This is a genomic window from Roseibium sediminicola (genome assembly GCF_023156505.1).
Lineage (GTDB): Bacteria > Pseudomonadota > Alphaproteobacteria > Rhizobiales > Stappiaceae > Roseibium > Roseibium sediminicola.
On record NZ_JALNMJ010000015.1, the window covers coordinates 38,476 to 52,435 of the forward strand.

Consider the following 13,960-nt stretch of genomic DNA (forward strand, 5'->3'; position numbering starts at 1 on the left):
GGGCAGCGTTCGGCACATCCGGGTTTGTTTCGGCTCCCTTGGAGGCCGACGTCCCGACCAAAGTGTGACGCGCGTCACATTTTTCCGTTGTGCTTCGACCTATATTTAAAAACAGATCCGGACTCCCCGGACCTCCGACAAGATTGGCCACGGACTGGCCCGCCACGGAGACTGACATGCGAGTGACCCCTGTATCGGCCGTTCCGGCCCTGCGCATCCGCCAGAAGCCGGTTGCCGAATTCATCCCGAACGCAGACCTCTTCGACGCCCCGAGGACCGGCTTTGGTGCCATCGACATGCCGGCCCATATCGCCGCAGCCGAGCTGGAGCGCGACCTCTATGCGGGTGGTCATGCGGAATATGCGACCCAGCTTCTGGCCAGCCGCCAGCTTTCCCTGGAAACGGAACTCGAGCGCCGGCAGCACCATGCCCAATACCGCATGGCCGCCGACGACAGCGACGATCGCTCCTATACGGTATCCCTCTCAGCCTGACCTAACTGTCAGCCGTCGACCCTGAGAAAACCGGCCAGGCCGGTTTTCTGGTGTTCGATCACATGACAATGAAATGCCCAGTCGCCCGGATTGTCGGCGACCAGCGCCACATCCATGGTTTCTTCTTCGAGCAGCAACGCGGTGTCGGTCACCAGCGGCGGCAGCTGACGCTTGTTCGAGCGCAGCAGCTTGAAGGACAGCCCGTGCAGGTGGATCGGGTGGTCGTTCGGCGATTCGTTGCGCAGTCTCAGGATATAGGACTTGCCCTGTTTCATTGTCGCCAGCGGATCGAACGGGCCGGGCAGGTCGCCCGGCCAGGCGGTGCGGTTGATCGACCAGAACGTATAACCAAGCGTGCCGCAAATGCTGGCTTGCGGCGCGTCGCCTTCCGGCGACCAGCCGAACACGAACTCCAGCACCTCCGCATTGGCGAGATCCGGCTCCGGCACCGGGTTTGGCGGCAGAGGTTTTAGCTCCTTGAGATCACGTCCAGCGCTCTGACCTACCGGCTGGAACGAACACAGCTCCTTATCGCCATTCGGGCGCTTCAAGAGAAGCCGCACCACCTTGTCCTCGCTGTCCGGCACACGCAGGGCGATGTCCGCCCGCTGGCCGGGCGCCAGGATGAGGTCCCGGGCCGGAACGGGCGCGGGAAGCGGATTGGAATCGAGCGCGATCACTTTTGCGTCGCCGCCCGCCAGCTCGTATGTGCCGACCCGCGTAAGATCGGTTACCGCGAGGCGCAACCGCACCAGACCGCCGGCAGGCAGGTCATAGGTCGGCGCCACCTTCCAGTTCACCGTCGCCACCGTGCCGTAGGTCCCGCCGCGGGCCGCGTTGCGCGCCTTGAAGAACTCGATGAACTGGCCGTCGCCGTCAAGCCGGAAATCGCGGATATTGAGCGGCAGGTCCTGGTCGAAGCCAGGATCCTCTTTTTCTTCCACGATCATCACGCCGGTGAGCCCCCGGGCCATCTGCTCCAGCGTGTTGCAATGGGGGTGGTACCAGAAGGTGCCGGCATCGGGCGGCGTGAATTCATAACGAAAGGTCTTGCCGGCCTCGATCGGATACTGGGTCAGATAGGGTACGCCGTCCATGCCGTTGGGGATCCGGAAACCGTGCCAGTGCACGGTGGAGACCTCGTCCAGGGCGTTGTGGACATCGATGGCGGCCTTGCGGCCCTGTTTGAAGCGCAACACCGGCGGCGGCCCGTCCGGCGCGAAGCTCATCATGGACCGGGTCACGGCGTCCGGCAGGATCTGATGGTCGAGGCTGGCAAGGGTCAGGGCGTGATCGGCGGCCTGGGCCTGGCGGGCGCCAAGCCCGCCTGCGGCAAAGGCGGTCGCCAAGCCGGCGCTGCCGAGCAAAAGTTCCCGCCGGGAGAATCCGGGCATCTTGATACCTTTTCAATAAGTGTCGGCGCGTCCGGTGCCAATCAACACCCGGAAAGACCGAGGCTCAAGGATCAAAGTGTCGCGGGGCTTTAAGCGCCTCAATAGCCGGCCGCGTGGCCGTCCTTGCGCGGATCGGAGCCTGCTGTCAGCAAATGGCGCGCCCTGTCGATCATGATCGCCTGGGACCCGCCGATCGGTCCGGAAGCGGGGGTAACCGTGTGGCCGAGCGCCTTGAGACCGTCGAGCGTTGACGGCGGCACCAGCCGTTCGGCCTGCAGGACATGCGTGTCCAGATTGAAGAACATGCGCGGAAAATCGATCGCCGCCTGCACGTCCATGCCGTAATCGATGATGTTGGTCAGCAGATGCGCGTGACCGCAAGCCTGATACTGGCCGCCCATAACCCCGAACGACAGGAAAGGCGCACCGTTCTTCAGCACCATGGCCGGGATGATCGTATGCAGCGGCCGCTTGCCGCCGTCGATCGAATTGGCATGTCCCGGCGTCGCCCGGAACGATTTGCCCCGGCAATGCAGCAGCACCCCGGTGTTGGGCGCGACGATGCCGCTGCCGAAATCGCTGAAAAGGGAATTGATGAAGGAAACCGCCAGACCGTCCTTGTCGACCACGGTCAGGTAGACCGTGTCGGTCTGCGGTGCCAGCGTGCTTTCCGGGATCGTTGTCATCCGCTTGTCGAGTGACACGGACCTTGCCAGCTGATCAATGTAGTCGGATCCGATCAGGCGGCTGTGGCAAACTTCCATGTAGCCCGGATCGGTAACGAACCTGTCGCGCACCGCATAGGCGATCCTGGCTGCTTCCATTTCGAGATGAAACCGTTCCGGACCGAGCGGATCGAACTGCTCAAGGTCGAACTTTTCCAGTATGCCGAGCATGACGAGGGCAATGATGCCCTGGCCGTTCGGCGGCAGTTCCGCCACCGTGTGGCCCTTGTAATCGCGCAGAACCGGTGAAACGGCTGTGGTGTGGCAGGCCGCGAGATCGTCGGTGGTCATCAGGCCGCCACGCTCTGCGAGGGCGGAGACAATATCTTCGGCGATGTCACCGGAATAAAACGCGTCGGCACCGCCTTCGGCAATCTTCTGCAGAGTGTCGGCCAGGCGCGGATATTTCAGGACGGCGCCCGCCACCGGCGCTTCGCCCTTGATGAGGTAGCGGGCCGCCGAAATGGGATCGGCCCGAAGCTTGTCCACGTCGAGCGCCCAGTCCCGTGCAACGCGCGGCGTCACCGGGAAGCCCTCACGGGCATAGTGTATGGCGCGCTTGAACAGCGACGCGAATTTTGCCGATCCATGGGCCTTGTGCAGGGTCTCCCAGGCACGCACGGCCCCCGGCACCGTGACGGCATGCGGCGAGGTGTCCGTGATCTCCGTGACGCCGAGTTCTGCAAGCTTTTGCGGCGTTGCGGCGCGCGGCGCGGCACCGGAGCCGTTGAACCCGGTCAGCTGTCCGTCCGGTTCCATCACGATGGCAAAACAGTCGCCGCCAATACCGGTCATGTGCGGCTCGACCACGCATTGCACCGCAACCGCTGCGATGGCCGCGTCAACTGCGTTGCCACCGGCCTGGAGAATTTCAAGCGCCGCGCTGGTCGCCAGCGGATGCGAGGTTGCCGCTGCCGCCTGCCGTGCATAGACCGGTGACCGGCCTGGTGCCTGAAAATCGCGCTTCACCTAAATTCCTCCCGCCCGAAACTCATTCTTTCCGAATTGCCGCAATTGCTTCTTGGCAAAGCCGCCTAGTCGCCGACACCCTGGTCTGTTAGCAAATCCATATCGCCGGCAGCACCTTAAGGAGAAGTCATCAAATGAGCAAACTGACATTATCGACAGCAGAGACCATCACCTCTGCCGCACTGGAAAAAGCCGCGGAGCTTAAGCTGAAGCCGTTGACGGTTGCCGTGCTGGATGCCGGTGGCCACACGATGCTGCTCAAGCGGCAGGACGGCTCGTCGATCATGCGGCCGCAAATCGCGACCGGAAAGGCCATCGGCGCCCTGGCCGTCGGCACCGGCACCAGATGGCTGAACGCAAACGCCGAATCGCGCCCGCATTTTGTCAACGCGCTGAATGGCGCTTCCGGCGGCGCCATCATTCCGGTCCCCGGCGGCGTCCTCATCAAGGACGGCAGCGGTGAAACCCTCGGCGCCGTCGGCATCACCGGCGACACTTCGGACAATGACGAAGCCTGCGCCGTCGCCGGTATCGAGGCGGTGGCCCTGATCGCGGACTGCGGCTGACCAGGTACATGCGCCTCAACAAACACTACCGTCATCCTGAGGAAGCGCGAAAGCGCTGTCTCGAAGGATCCGCCACTTGTCACAGAGTGCCTGTCCGATCCTTCGAGACGGGCCTGACGGCCCTCCTCAGGATGACGCAGAATTTTTGGCGTTGCTGATCAAACAAGCATCTTCCGGAAGATCTCAAGCGCGCCACCCGGATACCTCAGCGTGTCGATGTGCTGCCAGTCCCTGGCGATCACGAGAGGTTGCGCGGTCGACGTGGAGACGAGAAGCTCGCCGAAGCCAAGACCGGCGGCTTGCCTTTCAGCGGCGGCAATCAGCGCCGTGCCAATACCGACACGCCTGAAAGCTTCCGGTACGAATAGCGCCGTCAGCCAGACACCCGGATAGCGGTCTGAGCCCGGAGACGTATCACGCAGCGACACGGTGCCTAGCGGTTTGCCTTCCGGACCGAAGGCAACGAGGCAGCGCGGCAAGCGAACCGATGGATCAAGACAGCGTTCGAGATCCCGGCAGGCATCGCCTTGCCCGCCCGGACCATACCAGGCCGGCCACGCTTGCCGGAACCAGAGCGCGATCCGCTCCAACTGCTCCGCACAGGTTGTCAGGGAAACGACCGACACCGGCCGGTTCGGTCCAAGGGACCTGTCCGTGATCACGTCAGGCCCCTGTCAAAATCAGGATTTGTCACTCAGCTGGTTGATCTTCTTCTGCATTTCTTCCAGCTGCTTCTTCATGTCGTCCAAATCGGAGGGCTCGGATTTGCCTTCCTTGGTGGCGGCACCGGCCGAGCTACCGCCTTCACCGGCCGGGAAGGGCATGAACATCTTCATGGCCCGCTCGAACATTTCCGTGTTGCGCTTGACCTGGTCCTCGATGGCGTCGAACGCGGTCGCCCCGAAAGCTTCACTCATCTGCGAGCGCAGCTTTTCCTGCTCCTTGGTCAGCGAGGTCATCGAATATTCCAGGAAACTCGGCACCAGTCCCTGCATGCTGTCGCCGTAAAACCGGATCAGTTGGCGCAGGAACGTGACCGGCAACAGGTTCTGTCCCTTGCCTTCCTGTTCGAAAATGATCTGGGTCAGCACGGACCGTGTGATGTCCTCGCCGGACTTCGCGTCAAAGACCACGAAGTCCTCTTCCCCCTTCACCATCACCGCCAGGTCCTCGAGCGTGACATAGGTGCTGGTGCCCGTGTTGTAGAGCCGCCGGTTGGCGTATTTCTTGATGATTGTCGGCTCGTTCGTCTTGGCCATCCGTGAATTCCGCCTGTTTGCCTTTTGGGCGCGAACGGGACGTCCTCCCGCTCTGGTTTCCCATTTGACGACAAGGCCTTCGCAGACTTGTCATCTCCTCCGACTAAGAGACTAAGCCAATCGTATCGGATCGTGCCACCCTTTTTATGTGCAGTGACGAAAGGATGATGCCGCAAATGCGAAAACACTTTGCCGATAAGGAGTGATACGGTTGACACGACCAGCTGGTGCAGTTCTAGTTCCCGCATCAATAAGGATCAAAAGGTGCCTTAGCGGCACCAGTCCACTACGGCCGTTCGGCCTCGAGTCCTGGAGAGTATGATGAGCGCTTTCACCGATGTCGTCATTGTCAGTGCGACCCGCACACCCGTCGGATCCTTCAACGGATCCTTTGCCAACACCCCGGCGCACGATCTGGGCGCAATCGTAATGAAAGCCGCCATGCAGCAGGCCGGCGTCGATGGCGGCGATATTGACGAAGTCGTCTTCGGCCAGGTGCTGACGGCCGGCCAGGGCCAGAACCCGGCCCGTCAGGCCGCCATCAATGCCGGCATTTCCGATGCCGCCACCGCCTGGACCCTCAACCAGGTCTGCGGCTCGGGCCTGCGCACCGTTGCTGTTGCAGCGCAGCAGATTCTGACCGGCGACGCCACCATCATGATGGCCGGCGGCCAGGAAAACATGTCCCTGTCCCCGCACTGCGCCCATATGCGCGCCGGCTACAAGATGGGCGACTACAAGATGATCGACACCATGATCAAGGACGGTCTGTGGGACGCCTTCAACGGTTACCACATGGGCCAGACTGCCGAGAATGTCGCCGAGAAATGGCAGATCAACCGCGAACAGCAGGACGAATTCGCGGTTGCCTCCCAGAACAAGGCCGAAGCCGCCCAGAAGGCGGGCCGGTTCAAGGACGAGATCACTCCGGTCACCGTCGTGGAGCGCCGTGCGGAACGTATTGTCGAGGACGACGAATATATCCGCCACGGAGCCACCCTGGACAGCGTCGCCAAGCTGCGTCCGGCCTTCACCAAGGAAGGCTCCGTAACGGCGGCCAACGCCTCCGGTCTCAATGACGGCGCCGCCGCCATCCTGGTGATGAGCGCCGCCGAAGCTGAGAAGCGCGGCCTCAAGCCGCTGGCACGCATTGCCTCCTGGGCGACCGCGGGCGTCGATCCGGCGGTCATGGGCTCCGGCCCGATCCCGGCGTCGCGCAAGGCCCTCGAAAAAGCCGGCTGGAGCGCTTCCGACCTGGATCTGGTCGAAGCCAACGAGGCCTTCGCCGCCCAGGCCTGCGCCGTCAACAAGGACATGGGCTGGAACCCGGACATCGTCAACGTCAATGGCGGCGCCATTGCCATTGGTCACCCGATCGGTGCGTCCGGCGCCCGCATTCTCTGCACCCTGCTGCATGAAATGAACCGCCGCGACGCCAAGAAGGGCCTCGCAACGCTGTGCATCGGCGGCGGCATGGGGGTTGCCATGTGCCTGGAGCGCTGATCGCGGCACACTGAGATCCGGTCAGGACCGTCAAGGCCCTGACCGATACGGGCAGATGTTCGTGAAAGTTGAAAAACCTTGAGACCCGAAGGGTCCGGAACTGGAAGTCAGGAGGAAGGGGAATGAGCAAGGTCGCATTGGTCACGGGTGGCACGCGCGGTATCGGCGAATCGATTTCGCGGGGCCTGAAAGACGCTGGTTACACCGTGGCGGCCACATATGCCGGCAACACCGAGAAGGCCGAAGCCTTCAAGGCGGAGACCGGCATTCACGTCTACAAATGGGACGTATCCGATCCTGACGCCTGCGCGGCGGGCATTGCCCAGGTGGAAAACGAACTCGGTCCGGTGGAAGTCCTGGTCAACAACGCGGGCATCACCCGCGACGGCATGTTCCACAAGATGGACTTCGACCAGTGGCGGGCTGTCATGTCCACCAACCTGGACTCGATGTTCACCATGACCAAGCCGGTGATCAACGGCATGCGCGGCCGCAGCTCCGGCCGCATCATCAACATCTCGTCGATCAACGGCCAGAAGGGCCAGATGGGCCAGACCAACTATTCGGCCGCCAAGGCCGGCGTGATCGGCTTCACCAAGGCGCTCGCCCAGGAGAACGCCTTCAAGGGCATCACGGTCAATTGCGTCTGCCCGGGCTACATCAACACCGACATGGTCGCCGCCATGCCGGAGAAGGTGCTTGAGAGCATCGTCGCCGGCATTCCGGTCGGCCGTCTCGGCCATCCGGAGGAAATCGCCCAGACGGTGGTCTACCTCGCATCCGACGCCGCCGCCTTCATGACCGGCGCCGTAATGACCATCAATGGCGGCCAGTACATCGCCAACGGCTGATCGCAGCCAGGTTCTACAAAGCTCGGAAAGGCGCCTCAGAGGCGCCTTTCTTCTTGACCGATCCTTCAGCGGCTCATTGAAGGACGGACTCGCCGAGACAAAATCGTTGGAACCAGTAAGGATCGCTCGGCGCTTCGGAGTCGAATTCCCGCAAGTAGTAGCTCCAGTCCCACATCTTTTTTGGCGACACCAGATGGAAGTGACCATTGCGGTTACGCTTGGGAAGCGTCAGAAACGTTAGCCGCGCCCCTTGCGGCAATGCCTTCCTCGCCTCCGGAGAAAAGAGGCAAAAAGGTTCCCCACCGACTGTCCTTACAATCGCGTCATTGATCATTTGCGGATACCAGACCCAGCTATAAGCCGTCAGGACTAGGATTGATACGCCAGTTCCGACACCTGCGGAAAAATGCAAGGGCCGCGCCAGCGGTGCCATTGCGGCCATGATCACCGGAACGGTGAAAGCGGCCGCTGCTGCAATCGCAAGGATCAAATGCACCAAGAAGGGATTCGCAAGGTCGCGGGTTTGCCACGAGAGTGCGACAAAGCCAGTTAACGAGAGAATTCCCGACGCCCAGAGACCGAAGACCACGTCCAGCCAAACAGGCGAGGCGGACGCGGCATCCCGGATCGCCATCTCCCGGTTGAAGAGATAAACGAGAAACGCACAGAGAAGCCGCAACACGACCGCGAGGCACATGCCAGCGACGATCAGGCCTGCCAGCACGCCCCCCAGCTCCATCCCCTCCGGCTCTGAAGGTGGGGTCAAACGCCACCACAACAACAGTCCGAGAAATGCTGCCGCCGATAGCTTCAAGGCCGTTTGAAGCCTGACAAAAAAGATCGGCGAAATGAAAAACAAACCGATCAAAGCAAGACCGAGCAACATTAAAAGAACGCGCCTCTCGCAAGCACCTGGATGAATGACCGCAGGAAACAATCCGGCGGAGACCTTTACTGGACAAGATCTCGATGGCCCGCTCCAAATTCAATGGAATGCAAAAAACTACTCAGGATTCGCTGAAATGACCCACGAAGTCACGCGTTGAACCGTGTTTGTAGAGGCAATGCCTTGACCCGCGCCACTCTCTGCCCCTATTTCCCATAAACACCCGATGAGGAGCTTTCGAGAACATGGAATTCGAACACGGCCCGAACGACCCGACCCGCAAGGAAATGTCGCCGCTTCTGAAGCTGGCGCTGGAGCTGGGCCCGCTTGGCGTGTTCTTCCTGTTCAATGCCAGGGGCGAACAGATCGCCGCCGCCCTTCCGGTGCTGCAAGCCGTCGGCAAGCCGATCTTCCTGGCGACCGCGGCCTTCATGATTGCGATCACGGTGTCGCTGGTCGTCTCGCTGTGGCTGACCAAACGCCTGCCGATCATGCCGCTGGTGTCGGGTGTCGTGGTCCTGGTGTTCGGGGCGCTGACTCTGTGGCTGCATGACGAGCTCTTCATCAAGCTGAAGCCGACCATCGTCAACTGCCTGTTCGGCTCGATCCTGCTCGGCGGGCTCTTGTTTGGCAAATCCCTGCTCGGTTATGTCTTCGACAGCGCCTTCAAGTTGACCGACGAGGGCTGGCGCAAGCTGACCTTCCGCTGGGGTGTCTTCTTCTTCGTGCTGGCGATCATCAACGAGATCGTCTGGCGCAGCTTCTCGACCGATTTCTGGGTCAGCTTCAAGGTCTTCGGCATCATGCCGATCACCCTGATCTTCACCCTGACCCAGCTGCCCCTGATCCAGAAACACGCCATCATCGAAGAGGGCAAGGCTTAAGGGGCACCGCTTTTCCTGGGTTCCCGCGAAAGCGGGAACCCAGGAAGCCTCATAAATTGCTGTATTCAATCAAGTTTTGCCCCAGGGTCCCGGGTCTCCGCTGCGCTGCGCCTGGGATGACAAAGTGCGCTTTCCCAACCCCGTCATTCCGGACAAGTGCAGCAATAGCTGCACGCTGATCCGGAATCCAGCGTGTCAGCGTGAGCGCAAGCGAACTCGTCTTTCATACAAAAGCTTTGGCCGCGCTTTCAGCGCGAAATATGTCTGGATTCCGGATCAGCGCTCGGCTGCGCCTCACTTGTCCGGAATGACGGTGATTTCGTTTCCGTTCAGTGCATGTCCCCGTGCCCAAAGGAGACATCCCGGCGCGCGCCGGTGATGGAGATGGAAAAGCCCGCGATCACATCGATCAGGGAAATCGCCATCAGGATGAAGAACAGAGATGTTGCCGCCTGCTGCAGCACCAGGAACTCCACCAGATAGGCGACAAACACCAGCACCGAGAACATGTGGTCGAGCAGGGCCGTGGTGCCGATGCGGGTTGCCTTCAGGATCTCGATGAAGAGGAAAAACAGGCCGACGGTGATCAGCACATCGCTGATGAGCAGCTGGAAGGTCGCGCCGGACACCATGGAAATGGTGATGATCGGCTGCGCCCAGAAGCCGGCGTCCGCCGCCCCGGCCGTGAAGGCGAGCGCGTTGTAGATCAGAAGCGAGAACAGCGTGAACGGAACGGCGGAGAAAAGGCGCATGGAGGGTTCCCGGAATATGTGGCCCGTTGGGGCGGATCGCGGCGAGCTGACACGATCTTGAGAGCAGTTTCAAGGCACGTCGCGGATTAGACAAAGAAAAAGGCCGGCCTGTCGGAACAAGGCCAGCCTCAATCTTGTTTTGCCATGCGGCGATCCGCCCGATCGGGATCGAAACAACAACGGTCCGCCTTCAGAGATGAAGGCGGAAAGGCGTTATGCTTCGTCCTTAGCGGTCAGGATCTGACGGCCCCGGTACATGCCGGTCTTCAGATCAACGTGATGCGGACGGCGCAGTTCGCCCGAATCCTTGTCCTCAACGTAAGACGGCTGCTTCAGGGCGTCCGTGGAACGGCGAAAACCGCGCTTCATGCGCGAGGTTTTTCTCTTTGGAACGGCCATTTTTCTTTTCTCCGTGGTCCATAACAGCGCGGCCCGGACCGGGTAAGCCCGGGGCGTGGCGTCACGCAACGTGTTGGAATGCGCGGCGTTATACAGGGAACGCCAGCGTTTTGCCACCCCATAGAGAAAAATTTCTTGGTCTAACTACCCGAAGCCGGATCGTCTGGCCACCGGCCCCGGTTCATTTCCCCAGAACACAGCCGAAAATCGGCCCTGCGCCCGTCACTCTTGCGAGGTTCGTGGCCGCCAGGCGGCGGTGCCCGCCGGAGGGTTTTGCCGGATTTCGACCAAGCGGATTGGGCAGGGCCGTGGCGAGCCGGGCCGCTTCGGTCCTTGTCAGATCCTTGGCCGGCTTGCCGAACCAGGCCTGCGCGGCTGCTTCCGCCCCGAAAATACCCTCGCCCCATTCGGCGATGTTGAGATAGATCTCCAGGACCCGTTTCTTCGACAGGATCGCGTCCAGCATAAGCGCCAGCGGCAGTTCCAGGCCCTTGCGGATGTAGGACCGGTCGCCCCACAGGAACAGGTTCTTGGCGGTCTGCATGGTGATCGTGCTGGCCCCGCGCGGCTTCTCGCCCTCGCTCAAGGCCTCGACCTGGTCCTGCAGCGCGTCCCATTCCACACCATGGTTCTTGCAGAACCCGCTGTCCTCGGAGGTGATCACCGAGCGGATCAGGTTGGGGGAAATCTCGTCCAAGGGCACCCATTGCCGGTCGACCCAGAGAAACTGCACATAGCGGCCGATCATCAACGTGCTCACCGGCGGCACCACGGAATAGATCACCGTCAGCACCGGCGGTGCCAGCAAAATGACAAGCAGCAGCTGCAGCAGGCGTCTTTTCAGGGACCGCCAGAGGCCCTTCTTGCTGCCGGAAGACTTTCCCGAGCCGGGCCGCCCCCCCGTTACCGGCTTAACTTTTGCCATTCAGTCTCCGCTCGTTGTCGACGATAAAGTCCCGAAGGATCGGCACGGCATCCCGTTCCTTGGAGACCAGGAGCTGAAAGACCATGTTCGATCCATGCAGGAACCCCAATTCGACGGCACAGAGATAGAACTCCCACATCCGGCAAAAGGTTTCATCGTAGAGCGCGGCGGCTTCGGACCGCCTGTCCTCGAACCGGCGGCGCCAGTCGCGAATGGTGTAGTAATAGTGCAGACGCAGGATTTCCGCATCGCAGACCCATAACCCAAGCCGTTCGGTCGACGCAAAAACTTCCGACAGCGCGGGCACGTAACCACCGGGAAAAATGTATTTGCGAATGAACGGTCCGGTCGTTCCCGGTGGCGTCATGCGCCCGATCGAATGAATGACCGCAAAGCCGCTCTCCGTCAGGTTCTTGCGGATCTGGCCGAAATACGCGTCCAGATGGCCGATGCCGACATGTTCCATCATGCCGACGGAAATCACCCGGTCGAACGTACCCTCGAACTCGCGATAGTCTTTCAGGACAAATGTGACCCGATCCTGAAGACCCGCCGCGCGGACCCGCTGCTCCGCGATCCTGACCTGCTCCGGAGAGACATTCAGCGAGGTCACCCTTGCGCCGGCCTCCGCCATGCGGATCGCGAGCGAACCCCAGCCACCGCCGATCTCCAGGACGTCCATGTCCGGTTCCAGGTCCAGCTTGGCCACGAGATGGGTCAGCTTGGCGTCCTGCGCCGCTTCCAGCGTGTCATCGGCGCTTGTGTAATAGGCGCAGCTGTAATTGAGGCCGTCGTCCAGAAACAGCCGATAGAGCTCCGTCGACAGGTCGTAATGGTGCCGCGCCTGCGACTTTGCCCGTTCGACGCTGTTCTTCTGCTGGCGCCGGCGCATCGCCTTCCAGCCCTTGCGCAAGAGGCCCTGCACCGGGTTCGCTCCGAGCGGTGCCCGGTTGATGGAGAACAAGAACATGAAGTCGTAGCAGGTCGAGCCCTCTTCCATGGTCAACGTGCCGTCCATATAGGCTTCGCCCGCCGCAAGTTCGGGATTGAGAAACAGCGACCGGTAGAGTTTTTTGTCATGCAGCCGGATGGTCACCGTCGGCCCGTCCGCGCCGGAGCCGAAGGCGTGCACCGCTCCGGTGACGTCGATGACGCGCATGCGCCCGCGTTTGATGAAACCGCGCAAAAGGCTGGATAGCAATCGCATTAATCAATCTCCAAAACACCGGTCCGGCGGGCCGTCAGCGCGCGCGCCGGTCACTTTTTCAATTTCGTGTCTTGACGATACAGACAATACACCTCAGGGAAACCCGGCCCTTGAAAAAGTTGTTGGCAGCAGAGACCCGTTCCGGAGCCCATCGTGACCTTTGACCTGAAACAGCACCTGGCGAAACGCGGCAAATACATCGAAACCGCCCTGGAAGGGATCCTGAGCACGCCCTTGCTTCCGGATGAAACGGCACGGCCGGGCCGGCTTCTGGCCGCCATGCGCCACGGCGCGCTGAACGGCGGCAAGCGGCTGCGCCCGATCCTGGTCTATGAGACCGCAAAGATGTTCGGCCGCGTCGACGACGGCGTGCTCAAGGCGGCCTGCGCGCTGGAGCTCGTTCATTGTTATTCCCTGGTCCATGACGATCTGCCGGCCATGGACGACGACGATTTGCGCCGCGGTCAGCCGACCGTGCACAAGGCCTATGACGAGGCCACAGCCATCCTGGCTGGCGACGCATTGCTGACACTGGCTTTCGACGTGATCGCGGAAGAGGCCGTACACAAGGATCCGGGCGTGCGCCTGACCCTCAGCCGGGAACTCGCCCGGGCCTCAGGCATTGGCGGCATGGCCGGCGGCCAGATGCTCGACCTGGAATCGGAGCACCGCGACCGCACCGAGGCGGAAATCCGGCAGCTGCAATCCATGAAGACCGGTGCCCTGCTGCGCTATGCCTGCCGCGCCGGTGCCCGTCTCGCCGATGCACCCGAAGCGGATATCGACCGCCTGACCCGCTTCGGCGAGGTCATCGGCCTGGCCTTTCAGCTGGCCGACGATTTGCTGGATGTCGAGGCCAGCCCCGAGGTGATGGGCAAGGCGACCGGCAAGGACGCCGAGGCAGGCAAGGCAACGCTGGTGAGGCTCTGGGGCGTTGACAAAACCCGGGCTGAGCTGGTGCGGCTGCAGCGGGAAGCGGACAAGCTGCTCGGCTCCTATGGCCCACGGGCGGAGACCTTGAGCGCGCTGGCTTCGTTTATCGTCAGCCGGACGAGCTGAGGCTCGATCCTTCCCTCTCAGCGTCATCCTGAGGAAGCGCGTCAGCGCTGTCTCGAACGATCGGCCGCTTGCTCCGAGTATGCCGCC

General features: G+C 61.6%; 15 protein-coding genes. 6 read left to right on the forward strand and 9 right to left on the reverse strand.

The genetic code is table 11. The features are described 5' to 3' along the window. The first annotated feature begins 176 nt into the window (after nucleotides 1–176). Nucleotides 177–494 (forward strand): hypothetical protein, encoded by a 318-nt coding sequence (locus tag M0H32_RS19475; RefSeq protein ID WP_248156878.1) that lies wholly within the window; start codon nucleotides 177–179, stop codon nucleotides 492–494. 8 nt (nucleotides 495–502) lie between these two features. Here M0H32_RS19475 and M0H32_RS19480 read toward each other — a convergent pair whose 3' ends face one another. After that, nucleotides 503–1,888: a multicopper oxidase family protein gene (locus M0H32_RS19480; protein WP_248156879.1), complete on the reverse strand. Its 1,386-nt coding sequence runs from the start codon at nucleotides 1,886–1,888 to the stop codon at nucleotides 503–505. A 98-nt stretch (nucleotides 1,889–1,986) separates the two neighbouring features. Continuing rightward, nucleotides 1,987–3,582, reverse strand: a complete 1,596-nt coding sequence (ggt, locus tag M0H32_RS19485; RefSeq protein ID WP_248156880.1) for a gamma-glutamyltransferase — start codon at nucleotides 3,580–3,582, stop codon at nucleotides 1,987–1,989. A 134-nt stretch (nucleotides 3,583–3,716) separates the two neighbouring features. Here ggt and M0H32_RS19490 point away from each other — a divergent pair, with 134 nt between their 5' ends. Beyond that, the gene (locus M0H32_RS19490) at nucleotides 3,717–4,148 is read left to right on the forward strand and encodes a GlcG/HbpS family heme-binding protein (RefSeq protein WP_248156881.1); all 432 of its coding nucleotides are present in this window, start codon (nucleotides 3,717–3,719) and stop codon (nucleotides 4,146–4,148) included. A 158-nt stretch (nucleotides 4,149–4,306) separates the two neighbouring features. Here the strand turns inward: M0H32_RS19490 and M0H32_RS29655 are convergent, their stop codons facing one another. Continuing rightward, entirely contained in the window at nucleotides 4,307–4,810 is a 504-nt protein-coding gene (locus M0H32_RS29655; protein WP_248156882.1) for a GNAT family N-acetyltransferase, read from the reverse strand. An 18-nt stretch (nucleotides 4,811–4,828) separates the two neighbouring features. Beyond that, on the reverse strand, nucleotides 4,829–5,407 hold the full coding sequence (gene phaR / locus M0H32_RS19500) for a polyhydroxyalkanoate synthesis repressor PhaR (RefSeq protein WP_248156883.1): 579 nt from the start codon (nucleotides 5,405–5,407) through the stop codon (nucleotides 4,829–4,831). A 321-nt stretch (nucleotides 5,408–5,728) separates the two neighbouring features. Here phaR and M0H32_RS19505 point away from each other — a divergent pair, with 321 nt between their 5' ends. After that, on the forward strand, nucleotides 5,729–6,910 hold the full coding sequence (locus M0H32_RS19505) for an acetyl-CoA C-acetyltransferase (protein ID WP_248156884.1): 1,182 nt from the start codon (nucleotides 5,729–5,731) through the stop codon (nucleotides 6,908–6,910). 122 nt (nucleotides 6,911–7,032) lie between these two features. Then, nucleotides 7,033–7,761 carry an acetoacetyl-CoA reductase gene (gene phbB, locus M0H32_RS19510; protein ID WP_248156886.1) on the forward strand — a complete coding sequence of 243 codons (729 nt, stop codon included), beginning with the start codon at nucleotides 7,033–7,035 and terminating at the stop codon, nucleotides 7,759–7,761. A gap of 73 nt (nucleotides 7,762–7,834) precedes the next feature. Here the strand turns inward: phbB and M0H32_RS19515 are convergent, their stop codons facing one another. Next, nucleotides 7,835–8,647 carry a hypothetical protein gene (locus M0H32_RS19515; protein ID WP_248156888.1) on the reverse strand — a complete coding sequence of 271 codons (813 nt, stop codon included), beginning with the start codon at nucleotides 8,645–8,647 and terminating at the stop codon, nucleotides 7,835–7,837. A 245-nt stretch (nucleotides 8,648–8,892) separates the two neighbouring features. Between M0H32_RS19515 and M0H32_RS19520 the strand changes: the two genes are divergently transcribed. Further along, a complete protein-coding gene (locus M0H32_RS19520; RefSeq protein ID WP_248156890.1) occupies nucleotides 8,893–9,531 on the forward strand; it encodes a septation protein A in 639 nt (212 codons plus the stop codon). A 329-nt stretch (nucleotides 9,532–9,860) separates the two neighbouring features. Here M0H32_RS19520 and M0H32_RS19525 read toward each other — a convergent pair whose 3' ends face one another. The 4 genes from M0H32_RS19525 to M0H32_RS19540 form a co-directional block, all read right to left on the reverse strand. Continuing rightward, nucleotides 9,861–10,283: a hypothetical protein gene (locus M0H32_RS19525; RefSeq protein WP_248156892.1), complete on the reverse strand. Its 423-nt coding sequence runs from the start codon at nucleotides 10,281–10,283 to the stop codon at nucleotides 9,861–9,863. 213 nt (nucleotides 10,284–10,496) lie between these two features. Then, nucleotides 10,497–10,682 carry a 50S ribosomal protein L32 gene (gene rpmF / locus M0H32_RS19530; RefSeq protein WP_248156894.1) on the reverse strand — a complete coding sequence of 62 codons (186 nt, stop codon included), beginning with the start codon at nucleotides 10,680–10,682 and terminating at the stop codon, nucleotides 10,497–10,499. 181 nt (nucleotides 10,683–10,863) lie between these two features. Then, entirely contained in the window at nucleotides 10,864–11,607 is a 744-nt protein-coding gene (mtgA, locus tag M0H32_RS19535) for a monofunctional biosynthetic peptidoglycan transglycosylase (RefSeq protein ID WP_248156896.1), read from the reverse strand. After that, nucleotides 11,594–12,814: an SAM-dependent methyltransferase gene (locus M0H32_RS19540; protein WP_248156898.1), complete on the reverse strand. Its 1,221-nt coding sequence runs from the start codon at nucleotides 12,812–12,814 to the stop codon at nucleotides 11,594–11,596. Before M0H32_RS19540 ends, mtgA begins: the two co-directional genes overlap by 14 nt. Nucleotides 12,815–12,967: 153 nt before the next feature. Between M0H32_RS19540 and M0H32_RS19545 the strand changes: the two genes are divergently transcribed. Further along, nucleotides 12,968–13,873, forward strand: a complete 906-nt coding sequence (locus M0H32_RS19545; RefSeq protein ID WP_248156900.1) for a polyprenyl synthetase family protein — start codon at nucleotides 12,968–12,970, stop codon at nucleotides 13,871–13,873. The last annotated feature ends 87 nt before the right edge of the window (nucleotides 13,874–13,960 follow it).

Bases quoted from the DNA above. Each gene is read 5' to 3' on its own strand.
- M0H32_RS19525 (WP_248156892.1), bottom strand. From the start codon at position 10,283: ATGCGCCTTTTCTCCGCCGTTCCGTTCACGCTGTTCTCGCTTCTGATC.
- rpmF (WP_248156894.1), bottom strand. From the start codon at position 10,682: ATGGCCGTTCCAAAGAGAAAAACCTCGCGCATGAAGCGCGGTTTTCGC.
- M0H32_RS19540 (WP_248156898.1), bottom strand. From the start codon at position 12,814: ATGCGATTGCTATCCAGCCTTTTGCGCGGTTTCATCAAACGCGGGCGC.
- M0H32_RS19490 (WP_248156881.1), top strand. From the start codon at position 3,717: ATGAGCAAACTGACATTATCGACAGCAGAGACCATCACCTCTGCCGCA.
- mtgA (WP_248156896.1), bottom strand. From the start codon at position 11,607: ATGGCAAAAGTTAAGCCGGTAACGGGGGGGCGGCCCGGCTCGGGAAAG.
- phaR (WP_248156883.1), bottom strand. From the start codon at position 5,407: ATGGCCAAGACGAACGAGCCGACAATCATCAAGAAATACGCCAACCGG.
- M0H32_RS19505 (WP_248156884.1), top strand. From the start codon at position 5,729: ATGAGCGCTTTCACCGATGTCGTCATTGTCAGTGCGACCCGCACACCC.
- M0H32_RS19520 (WP_248156890.1), top strand. From the start codon at position 8,893: ATGGAATTCGAACACGGCCCGAACGACCCGACCCGCAAGGAAATGTCG.
- phbB (WP_248156886.1), top strand. From the start codon at position 7,033: ATGAGCAAGGTCGCATTGGTCACGGGTGGCACGCGCGGTATCGGCGAA.
- M0H32_RS19475 (WP_248156878.1), top strand. From the start codon at position 177: ATGCGAGTGACCCCTGTATCGGCCGTTCCGGCCCTGCGCATCCGCCAG.
- M0H32_RS19515 (WP_248156888.1), bottom strand. From the start codon at position 8,647: ATGTTGCTCGGTCTTGCTTTGATCGGTTTGTTTTTCATTTCGCCGATC.
- M0H32_RS19480 (WP_248156879.1), bottom strand. From the start codon at position 1,888: ATGCCCGGATTCTCCCGGCGGGAACTTTTGCTCGGCAGCGCCGGCTTG.